10 protein-coding genes are annotated in these 9855 nt (G+C 59.4%); 7 read left to right on the top strand and 3 right to left on the bottom strand.

Annotation, left to right across the window (positions count from 1 at the left end):
* Position 1: 1 nt before the first annotated feature.
* Genes QRD42_RS14900 through QRD42_RS14890 form a run of 3 tightly spaced genes read right to left on the bottom strand, consistent with a single transcriptional unit; the run spans position 2 to position 2525 of the window.
* On the bottom strand, positions 2 to 130 hold the full coding sequence (locus tag QRD42_RS14900) for a DUF2474 domain-containing protein (protein ID WP_318362917.1): 129 nt from the start codon (positions 128 to 130) through the stop codon (positions 2 to 4).
* A complete protein-coding gene (gene cydB / locus QRD42_RS14895) occupies positions 130 to 1140 on the bottom strand; it encodes a cytochrome d ubiquinol oxidase subunit II (protein WP_072568526.1) in 1011 nt (336 codons plus the stop codon). The genes QRD42_RS14900 and cydB overlap by 1 nt, the downstream gene beginning before the upstream one ends.
* Positions 1140 to 2525: a cytochrome ubiquinol oxidase subunit I gene (locus tag QRD42_RS14890; protein WP_072568525.1), complete on the bottom strand. Its 1386-nt coding sequence runs from the start codon at positions 2523 to 2525 to the stop codon at positions 1140 to 1142. Before QRD42_RS14890 ends, cydB begins: the two co-directional genes overlap by 1 nt.
* A 183-nt stretch (positions 2526 to 2708) precedes the next feature.
* On the opposite strand from QRD42_RS14890, the gene QRD42_RS14885 reads away from it, so the two are divergent.
* The 7 genes from QRD42_RS14885 to QRD42_RS14855 all read left to right on the top strand — a co-directional run.
* The gene (locus QRD42_RS14885) at positions 2709 to 4118 is read left to right on the top strand and encodes a PLP-dependent aminotransferase family protein (protein ID WP_321987504.1); all 1410 of its coding nucleotides are present in this window, start codon (positions 2709 to 2711) and stop codon (positions 4116 to 4118) included.
* A 154-nt stretch (positions 4119 to 4272) separates the two neighbouring features.
* Positions 4273 to 5418 carry a putative ABC transporter substrate-binding protein YdcS gene (gene ydcS, locus QRD42_RS14880; protein ID WP_072568523.1) on the top strand — a complete coding sequence of 382 codons (1146 nt, stop codon included), beginning with the start codon at positions 4273 to 4275 and terminating at the stop codon, positions 5416 to 5418.
* A gap of 2 nt (positions 5419 to 5420) precedes the next feature.
* Positions 5421 to 6434, top strand: a complete 1014-nt coding sequence (locus QRD42_RS14875) for an ABC transporter ATP-binding protein (protein ID WP_321987503.1) — start codon at positions 5421 to 5423, stop codon at positions 6432 to 6434.
* The gene (locus QRD42_RS14870; protein WP_321987502.1) at positions 6435 to 7376 is read left to right on the top strand and encodes an ABC transporter permease; all 942 of its coding nucleotides are present in this window, start codon (positions 6435 to 6437) and stop codon (positions 7374 to 7376) included. It begins immediately after the preceding gene.
* On the top strand, positions 7366 to 8160 hold the full coding sequence (locus QRD42_RS14865) for an ABC transporter permease (RefSeq protein WP_321987501.1): 795 nt from the start codon (positions 7366 to 7368) through the stop codon (positions 8158 to 8160). Before QRD42_RS14870 ends, QRD42_RS14865 begins: the two co-directional genes overlap by 11 nt.
* Before the next feature lie 25 nt (positions 8161 to 8185).
* The gene (patD, locus tag QRD42_RS14860) at positions 8186 to 9610 is read left to right on the top strand and encodes an aminobutyraldehyde dehydrogenase (protein ID WP_321987500.1); all 1425 of its coding nucleotides are present in this window, start codon (positions 8186 to 8188) and stop codon (positions 9608 to 9610) included.
* 84 nt (positions 9611 to 9694) lie between these two features.
* On the top strand, positions 9695 to 9855 hold a 161-nt coding region (locus QRD42_RS14855; protein ID WP_321988772.1), incomplete at its 3' end, for a GhoT/OrtT family toxin.

The following is a 9855-nucleotide window of genomic DNA, read 5'->3' as shown; positions in this document are numbered from 1 at the left end:
ATCAATGTGCCTTAAACCCCGCCGCGCTCATCAGCAGCCGGAACCCCATACTCACCGCGCCGAGCGCCAGCACGCTGGCACCCCAGATGATCACCAGCCACATCAGCCGTTTCCATAAAGGTTTCTGCATCAGTGATAGCCCTCGCCGGGTTTAACTTTGCCGCGGAACACGTAGTAGCTCCAGAAGGTATAGACCAGGATCACCGGAATAATCAGCAGCGCGCCGACCAGCATAAAGCCCTGACTTTGCGGCGGGGCGGCCGCTTCCCACAGCGTGATGGACGGCGGGATAATGTGCGGCCAGATGCTGATGCCCAGCCCGCTGAAGCCCAGGAAAATCAACCCCAGCGTCAGCACAAAGGGCAGCGAATGGTGCTCGACGTTACTCAGGCTGCGCCATTGCCACAGGCTCAGCAGCACCACCAGCACCGGCACCGGCATCAGGAAGAAGATATTTGGCATACTGAACCAGCGATCGGCAATCGCCTGATGCGCCAGCGGCGTCCACAGACTGATCACCGCCGTCACCACCAGCAGCGCCAGCAGCAGCTGTTTCGACGAGCGACGCATTTTCACCTGTAATTCACCGCCGCTTTTCATCACCAGCCAGCTTGCGCCGAGCAGGGCGTAGGCCACGACCAGCCCAAAACCGCAGAACAGGTTAAAGGGCGTCAGCCAGTCCAGCGCACCGCCGCTGAACGTACGGCCCGTCACCGGGAAGCCGTTCAGCACCGCGCCCACCACTATCCCCTGGGTGAAGGTGGCGAGGATCGAACCGCACAGGAATGACTTATCCCAGAACGGCCGGTGTTCCGGGGTGGCTTTGAAGCGGAACTCAAAGGCCACGCCGCGGAAAATCAGCCCAATCAGCATCAGCGTCAGGGGGATGGTCAGCGCGTCAATAATGACCGCATAGGCCAGCGGGAACGCACCGAACAGACCCGCACCGCCCAGCACCAGCCAGGTTTCGTTGCCATCCCATACCGGGGCGACCGTGTTGACCATCACATCGCGCTCGTCTTCATCCTGTACCAGCGGAAACAGAATGCCGATGCCCAGATCAAAGCCGTCCATCACGATATACATCAGCGTGGAGAAGACGATGATCACAAACCAGATTACCGACAGATCGATACCCATTATTTAAACTCCTCCCTGGTGGCCGACAGCGGGCGGGCAGGCCGGCCATCTGTGGGATGTTCGTCAGGTGGCTGCGGCCCCAGTTTGATCAGGCGCACCATGTAGCTGTAACCGACGCCGAAGACCGAGGTATAGACCACGAAGAAGGTCAGCAGGCTGATACTCATCTGCAAATCGCCGTGGGCGGAAACCGCGTCGATAGTGCGTTGCAGGCCATACACCACCCAGGGCTGACGGCCGACTTCCGTCGTCACCCATCCGGCGAGAATGGCGATAAGTCCGGAAGGCCCCATCCATAACGCAAAATGCAGGAACGGCCGCGACTCGTAAAGGCGGTGTTTATAACGCAGCCACAACGCTGCGACGCCAAGCAGCATCATCAGCAGGCCCATCGCCACCATGATGCGGAACGACCAGAACACAATGGTGGAGTTGGGGCGGTTCTCTTTCGGAAACTCTTTTAACGCCGGAACCTGTTTATCCAGACTATGGGTGAGGATCAGGCTGCCTAGCGCGGGGATCTCCAGCCCGTAGCGGGTGCGCTCTTCTTCCATATCCGGCAGGCCGAACAGCAACAGCGGCGTCGCTTCGCCCGGTCTGTTTTCCCAGTGGCCTTCAATGGCGGCGATCTTCGCCGGTTGATGCTCCAGCGTGTTCAGCCCGTGCATATCGCCGATCATCGCCTGAATGGGCGCGACAATCAGCGTCATCCACAGCGCCATGGAAAACATGGTGCGAATAGCAGGGGTGTTATTACCACGCAGCAGATGCCAGGCCGCCGACGCCCCCACAAACAGGGCGCTGCTGAGAAACGCCGCCACCGTCATATGCAGCAGCCGGTACGGGAAGGAAGGGTTGAAAATAACCGCGAACCAGTCCACCGGCACCACCTGACCGTTGACGATCTCAAATCCCTGCGGGGTGTGCATCCAGCTGTTGGACGCGAGGATCCAGAAGGTGGACATCAGCGTGCCCAGCGCCACCATGCAGGTCGCCAGAAAGTGCAGGCCCGGCCCGACTTTATTCCAGCCGAACAGCATCACGCCAAGAAAACCCGCCTCCAGGAAGAAGGCCGTCAGCACTTCATAGGTCAGCAGCGGCCCGGTGATACTCCCGGCAAACTGCGAAAAGCCGCTCCAGTTAGTGCCGAACTGATAGGCCATCACCAGACCGGAAACCACCCCCATACCGAAGTTTACGGCGAAGATTTTCGACCAGAAATGGTACAGCGCACGCCACACCGGATTTTTGGTTTTCAGCCACAACCCTTCCAGCACCGCAAGGTAACTGGCCAGCCCGATGGTGATCGCCGGAAAGATAATGTGGAATGAAACCGTGAAAGCGAACTGGATCCTCGCCAGATGAAACGCATCAAGACCGAACATAGACAACCTCTGATAACCTGCTGTTAGCGTTAATGGTAATGATCCGGGAGCGAAACGTGCAGACGCAGATACCCGATATTTTTAGATAACAGTTTGCGAAAAGCCGTCATTTTGAGTGAACTGATATAGCGAAAGGGCAACTGTCGTGGTACGGTAAGTTTAGGTTAGTTTTGTGTAAGTGAAATGAAAAAATATCAGCGCCTTGCGCAACAAATTATCGATCAGATCGAACTCGGCGTCTGGCAGCCAGGGGACCGTTTACCGTCGTTGCGCGAGCAGGTGACGCACAGCGGCCTGAGCTTTATGACCGTGGGTCACGCCTATCAGATGCTGGAAAGCCAGGGGCGCATCGTCGCCCGCCCGCAGTCCGGCTATTTCGTCGCGCCGCGGCCGGTGAGCCAGAAACTGACACCGCCCGCACAGGTGATGCGTGATGAAGTGGTGGACATCAACACCTACATTTTTGACGTATTACAGGCCAGCTGTGACGCCTCGGTGCTGCCGTTTGGTTCGGCGTTTCCCGATCCCCATCTTTTCCCGCAGCAGCAGCTCAACCGCTCGCTTTCGGCGATTGGCAAAACCGCCACCGCCATGAGCGTGATCGAAAACCTGCCGCCGGGCAATGCCGCGCTGCGTCATGCCATTGCCCGCCGTTACGCCCAGCAGGGCATGACTATTTCGCCGGATGAAATCGTGATCACTGCCGGGGCGCTGGAAGCGCTGAATCTGAGTTTGCAGGCGGTGACGCAACCGGGGGACTGGGTGATCGTCGAGAATCCCTGTTTTTACGGCGCGTTGCAGGCGCTGGAGCGGTTGCGGCTGAANGCGCTGTCGGTAGCGACGGACGTGAAAGAGGGCATCGATCTGGAGGCGCTCGCCCAGGCGCTGAACGACTATCCGGTAAAAGCCTGCTGGCTGATGACCAACAGCCAGAACCCGCTCGGCTTTACCCTCAGCGCCGACAAAAAAGCCAGACTGGTGGCGCTGCTGGCACAGCATAACGTCACGCTCATAGAGGATGATGTTTACAGCGAGCTGTATTACGGGCGGGAAAAACCCTTGCCGGCCAAAGCCTGGGACACGCAGGACATGACGCTGCACTGCTCGTCGTTTTCCAAATGTCTGGTGGCGGGATTTCGTATCGGCTGGGTGGCGGCGGGGAAACACGCGCGGCGTATCCAGCAGCTACAGCTGATGAGCACCTTATCCACCAGTTCGCCGGTGCAGCTGGCGCTGGTCGATTACCTCTCCACCCAGCGTTACGACGCCCATCTGCGCCGCCTGCGGCGCACGCTGGCCGCCCGCAAACAGCAAAGCTGGCAGGCGCTGCTGCGCCATCTTCCGCCGGAGGTGAAGATTCACCACAACGACAGCGGCTATTTTTTATGGATCGAACTGCCCGCAACCCTGGATGCGGGAAAATTAAGCGAGCAGGCGCTGGCGCACCGCATCAGCATTGCGCCGGGCAAGATGTTTTCCACCTCCGACGCCTGGGTGCCGTTTTTCCGCTTTAACACCTCCTGGGAGTGGGGCGACCGCCAGGAACAGGCGGTGAAGATCCTCGGACAATTAATTCGTGAATCGCTGAAATAACAACTCTTTGCGGCGGCTTATTTACTGAATTTAACGCCGGTCACAACCTGAGCAAATTTCTTTTATACGGATCGTGCCGCTGTCTACCTTTATGAAGGGAGACTTTTTAACGGCACGGCTGCCGCACCTCTTATTGCGACAGGAGTACATCCGTATGAGCAAAACATTTGCGCGCAGCTGTCTGTGTTCGCTGGGCATGACCCTTGCCTGCGCCCACGCCGCCGAACCGCCCACAAAAATCGGCGATGGCGAAGGGCGGCTCGATATTATCGCCTGGCCCGGTTATATCGAGCGCGGGCAAACCGATAAGGACTACGACTGGGTGACGGCCTTTGAAAAAGAGACCGGCTGCGCCGTCAACGTCAAAACCGCCGCCACCTCCGATGAAATGGTCAGCCTGATGGCGAAAGGCGGCTACGACCTGGTTACCGCCTCCGGCGACGCCTCCCTGCGGCTGATCATGGGAAAACGCGTCCAGCCGATCAATACCGCGCTGATAGAGAACTGGAAAAACGTCGATCCGCGTATGGAGAAGGGCGACTGGTTTAACGTCAACGGTAAAGTCTACGGCACGCCGTATCAGTGGGGGCCGAACCTGCTGATGTACAACACCACGACGTTCCCCACGCCGCCGGACAGCTGGGCGGTGCTGTTTATCAAACAGCAACTGCCGGACGGCAAAAGCAATCAGGGGCGCGTACAGGCCTATGACGGGCCGATTTATATCGCCGATGCCGCGCTCTATGTAAAAGCCACCCAGCCGGAACTCGGCATTGAGGATCCCTACCAGCTCACCCAACAGCAGTACGACGCCGTACTGAAGGTACTGCGTGACCAGCATCAGTTGATCCATCGCTACTGGCATGACACCACTGTGCAGATGAGCGACTTCAAAAACGAAGGCGTGGTGGCCTCCAGCGCCTGGCCGTATCAGGCAAACGCGCTGAAAGGCGAAAATCAGCCCATCGCCACCGTCTTTCCGAAAGAGGGCGTCACCGGCTGGGCGGACACCACTATGCTGCACGCCGACGCCAAACACCCGAACTGCGCCTATAAGTGGATGAACTGGTCGCTGACGCCAAAAGTACAGGGCGACGTGGCGGCCTGGTTTGGCTCGCTGCCGGTGGTGCCGGAAGGCTGCAAGGCCAGCACGCTGCTGGGTGAGAAAGGCTGCGACACCAACGGCTACAGCTTCTTTGACAAAATCGCCTTCTGGAAAACGCCGGTGGCGGACGGCGGTAAATATGTGCCGTACAGCCGCTGGACGCAGGATTACATCGCCATCATGGGTGGACGTTAAGCATGGCCTGGGCCGTAGAGTTTCAGAATGTCTCGCGTCTGTATGGGGATGTGCGGGCGGTGGATGGCGTCAGCCTTGAAGTGCAGGACGGGGAGTTTTTCTCCATGCTGGGGCCGTCCGGCTCCGGCAAAACCACCTGCCTGCGGCTGATCGCCGGGTTTGAACAACTGTCCGGCGGGGCGATACGTATTTTCGGGCAGGATGCCAGCACGCTGCCGCCCTGGCAGCGCGACGTCAATACTGTGTTTCAGGATTACGCGCTCTTCCCGCATATGTCGATCCTCGACAACGTCGCCTACGGCCTGATGGTGAAAGGCGTCGACAAAAAACAGCGCCATGCCCGCGCCCGCGAGGCGCTGGAAAAGGTGGCGCTGGGATTTGTGCACACCCGTAAACCGTCGCAGCTTTCCGGCGGCCAGCGGCAGCGGGTGGCAATCGCCCGCGCGCTGGTCAACGAGCCGCGGGTATTGCTGCTGGATGAACCCCTCGGCGCGCTCGATCTCAAACTGCGTGAGCAGATGCAGTTCGAGCTGAAAAAGCTGCAACAGGATCTCGGCATCACCTTTATTTTCGTCACCCACGACCAGGGGGAAGCGCTGTCGATGTCCGATCGGGTGGCAGTGTTCAACAATGGCCGCATCGAGCAAATCGACAGCCCGCGTGAGCTCTATCTACGCCCGCGCACGCCTTTTGTCGCCGGTTTTGTCGGCACTGCCAACGTCTTTACCGCCGACACCGCCAGCCAGTTGTGCGGCATGACGGGGATGTATTCGCTACGYCCGGAGCATATCCGGCTGAACGAGTCCGGCGAGATCCAGGTGCAGGGCATCGTGCAGGCAGTGCAGTATCAGGGGGCGGCGACGCGCTTTGAACTGCGCTTGCCGGGCGGAGAAAAATTACTGGTCAGCCAGGCGAATCTCTCCGACGCGCAGTTGCCCGAACTGTTACAGCCGGGGCAGAGGGTGCTGGCCTGCTGGGCGCGGGCGGCGATGGTACCACTGCAGGGGGCGGGCTGAATGGCGACAAACTTCTCCCGTCTTTCTGCGCCGCCGCAAACCGGGCGGTTGTCGGGCTTTTTCTGGCGCAAGCCCGGCCTTGGTCTGTTCCTGCTGCTGGTGCCGCCGCTGATGTGGTTCGGCGTGGTCTATTTCGGATCGCTGCTTACGCTATTGTGGCAGGGCTTTTACACTTTCGACGATTTCACCATGTCGGTGACGCCGGATCTGACGATGGCGAACCTGCGGGCGCTGTTCAACCCCGCCAATTACGACATTATCCTGCGCACGCTGACCATGGCGCTGGCAGTCACCGTTGCCAGCGCCATTCTTGCCTTCCCGATGGCGTGGTTTATGGCGCGCTATACCACCGGCAAAATGAAAGCGTTTTTCTATATCGCCGTGATGCTGCCGATGTGGGCGAGTTACATCGTCAAAGCCTACGCCTGGACGCTGCTGCTGGCGAAAGACGGCGTGGCGCAGTGGTTTTTAAGCCATCTGGGGCTGCAACCGCTGCTGGCGGCATTTCTGACGCTGCCCGCGGTGGGCGGCAGCACGCTTTCCACCTCCGGGTTCGGGCGCTTTCTGGTGTTTCTCTATATCTGGCTGCCGTTCATGATCCTGCCGGTGCAGGCGGCGCTGGAGCGGTTACCCGCCTCGCTGTTGCAGGCGTCGGCGGATCTGGGCGCGCGTCCGGCGCAGACGTTCCGTTATGTGGTGCTGCCGCTGGCCATTCCCGGCATTGCCGCCGGATCGATTTTTACCTTCTCGCTGACGCTGGGGGATTTTATCGTCCCGCAACTGATCGGCCCGCCGGGGTATTTCATCGGCAATATGGTCTATTCCCAGCAGGGGGCGATTGGCAACATGCCGATGGCGGCGGCCTTTACGCTGGTGCCCATTGTATTGATTGCCCTTTATCTGGCGTTCGTGAAACGCCTGGGAGCTTTCGATGCACTCTGATCGCGCCCCCTTTTTGCTCAAAGTCGCGGCCTGGGGCGGGGTGATCTTCCTGCATTTCCCCCTCGCCATCATCGCCATCTATGCGTTTAACACCGAAGACGCCGCCTTCAGTTTTCCCCCGCAGGGGTTGACCCTGCGCTGGTTCAGCGTGGCCGCCACCCGGGGCGACATTCTCGAATCTGTGACGTTGTCACTTAAAATCGCCGCGCTGTCGACGGCGATTGCCTTAGTACTTGGCACGCTTGCTGCAGCAGCGTTATGGCGCAGCACGTTTTTTGGCAAAAACGCCATCTCTTTACTGTTGCTGCTGCCCATTGCGCTGCCGGGGATCATCACAGGGCTGGCGCTGCTGACGGCCTTTAAAACCGTCAATCTGGAGCCGGGTTTTTTAACCATCGTCATCGGCCATGCGACCTTCTGCGTGGTGGTGGTATTTAACAACGTGATCGCACGCTTTCGCCGCACCTCATGGAGCCTGGTGGAAGCGTCGATGGATTTGGGCGCGACCGGCTGGCAGACCTTCCGCTATGTGGTGCTGCCGAACTTAGGTTCGGCGCTGCTGGCGGGCGGCATGCTGGCGTTCGCGCTGTCGTTTGACGAAATCATCGTCACCACCTTCACCGCCGGGCATGAACGTACGCTGCCCCTGTGGCTGCTCAACCAGTTAGGTCGACCGCGTGACGTGCCGGTGACTAATGTGGTGGCGCTGCTGGTGATGCTGGTAACTATGCTGCCGATCCTCGGTGCCTGGTGGCTGACCCGCGAGGACGACATCGGGAAATAATTGACCACAGAGAAAGGACCATATTATGCAACATCAACTGTTAATTAATGGCGAGCTGATCAACGGCGAAGGCGAAACCCAGGCAGTGTATAACCCGGCCACCGGGGAGGTGTTGCTGGAGATCGCCGAAGCGTCCGCAGCCCAGGTCGACGCCGCCGTGCGCGCCGCCGATCGCGCCTTTAGCGAATGGGGCCAGACCACGCCGAAAGTACGTGCCGAAGCGCTGCTGAAACTGGCGCAGGTCATAGAAGACAACGCCGACGCGCTGGCAAAACTCGAATCGCTGAACTGCGGCAAACCGCTGCACTGCGCGTTAAACGATGAGATCCCGGCGGTGGTGGACGTGTTCCGCTTCTTTGCCGGGGCGGCGCGCACGCTTAATGGACTGGCGGCGGGGGAATATCTTGAAGGTCACACGTCAATGATCCGCCGCGATCCGGTGGGCGTGGTGGCGTCCATTGCCCCCTGGAACTATCCGCTGATGATGGCGGCCTGGAAACTCGCGCCCGCGCTGGCGGCAGGCAACTGTGTGGTGATCAAACCCTCGGAAATCACACCGCTGACGGCGCTGAAACTGGCAGAACTGGCAAAAGACATTTTCCCGGCAGGCGTTTTGAACGTACTGTTTGGCCGCGGCAAAACCGTCGGCGATCCGCTCACCGGTCATGAAAAAGTGCGTATGGTGTCGCTCACCGGCTCGATTGCCACCGGCGAGCATATCATCGCCCACACCGCGTCAACGGTGAAACGCACCCATATGGAACTGGGCGGCAAAGCGCCAGTGATCGTCTTTGACGATGCGGATCTGGACGCGGTTGTCGAAGGCGTGCGCACCTTCGGATATTACAACGCCGGGCAGGACTGCACCGCCGCCTGTCGTATTTACGCGCAAAAGGGCATTTACCCGGCGCTGGTGGAAAAACTCGGTACCGCCATCGCCAGCCTGAAAATGGGTGCGCCTGAGGATGAATCCACCGAGCTGGGGCCGCTCAGCTCCGAAGCGCATCTGGCGCGCGTGGCGGCGGCGGTGGAAGAAGCCAAAGCGCTGCCGCATATCAAGGTGGTCACCGGCGGCGCGAAGCGCGAAGGCGCGGGCTACTATTACCAGCCGACGCTGCTGGCCGGAGCGAAGCAGGAAGATGCCATTGTCCAGCGCGAAGTGTTCGGCCCGGTAGTAAGCATTACGGAGTTTGACGATGAAGATCAGGTGCTGGCGTGGGCCAATGATTCGCAGTACGGCCTGGCGTCTTCAGTATGGACAAAAGATGTCGGCAGGGCGCATCGCATGAGCGCGCGCCTGCAATACGGCTGCACCTGGGTGAATACGCACTTTATGCTGGTCAGCGAAATGCCGCACGGCGGACAGAAAATGTCCGGCTATGGCAAAGATATGTCGGTATACGGGCTGGAAGACTACACCGTGGTACGGCACATGATGATAAAACATTGAACCACCCTGTGACAGGGGTCGCCTTTAAGGCAGCGGGTTCGGTTGATAATACCTGCTGCCTTTCCGCAGGGAGCGTCTGTCACCATGACACTGTATCTGAAGCTACTGATTTTCTATGGGGTGATGGCGATTGTGTGCGGCGTCATCACCTGGTTTCTCACCAGAGACAAAGGCTGGGTTCGCCTGCTCGCCGCCGTGCTGGTCGGGCTGACGTGGCCGATGAGCTTTCCGATGGCATTACTGGT

Source organism: Enterobacter sp. PGRG2 (assembly GCF_030291195.1).
Lineage (GTDB): Bacteria > Pseudomonadota > Gammaproteobacteria > Enterobacterales > Enterobacteriaceae > Enterobacter_D.
This window is presented reverse-complemented; position numbering and strand designations above follow the sequence as displayed.

What these genes read in the sequence shown, in the direction of transcription:
- QRD42_RS14900 (WP_318362917.1), bottom strand. Translation starts at nt 130, where the DNA reads ATGCAGAAACCTTTATGGAAACGGCTGATGTGGCTGGTGATCATCTGG.
- cydB (WP_072568526.1), bottom strand. Translation starts at nt 1,140, where the DNA reads ATGGGTATCGATCTGTCGGTAATCTGGTTTGTGATCATCGTCTTCTCC.
- QRD42_RS14890 (WP_072568525.1), bottom strand. Translation starts at nt 2,525, where the DNA reads ATGTTCGGTCTTGATGCGTTTCATCTGGCGAGGATCCAGTTCGCTTTC.
- ydcS (WP_072568523.1), top strand. Translation starts at nt 4,273, where the DNA reads ATGAGCAAAACATTTGCGCGCAGCTGTCTGTGTTCGCTGGGCATGACC.
- QRD42_RS14870 (WP_321987502.1), top strand. Translation starts at nt 6,435, where the DNA reads ATGGCGACAAACTTCTCCCGTCTTTCTGCGCCGCCGCAAACCGGGCGG.
- QRD42_RS14865 (WP_321987501.1), top strand. Translation starts at nt 7,366, where the DNA reads ATGCACTCTGATCGCGCCCCCTTTTTGCTCAAAGTCGCGGCCTGGGGC.
- patD (WP_321987500.1), top strand. Translation starts at nt 8,186, where the DNA reads ATGCAACATCAACTGTTAATTAATGGCGAGCTGATCAACGGCGAAGGC.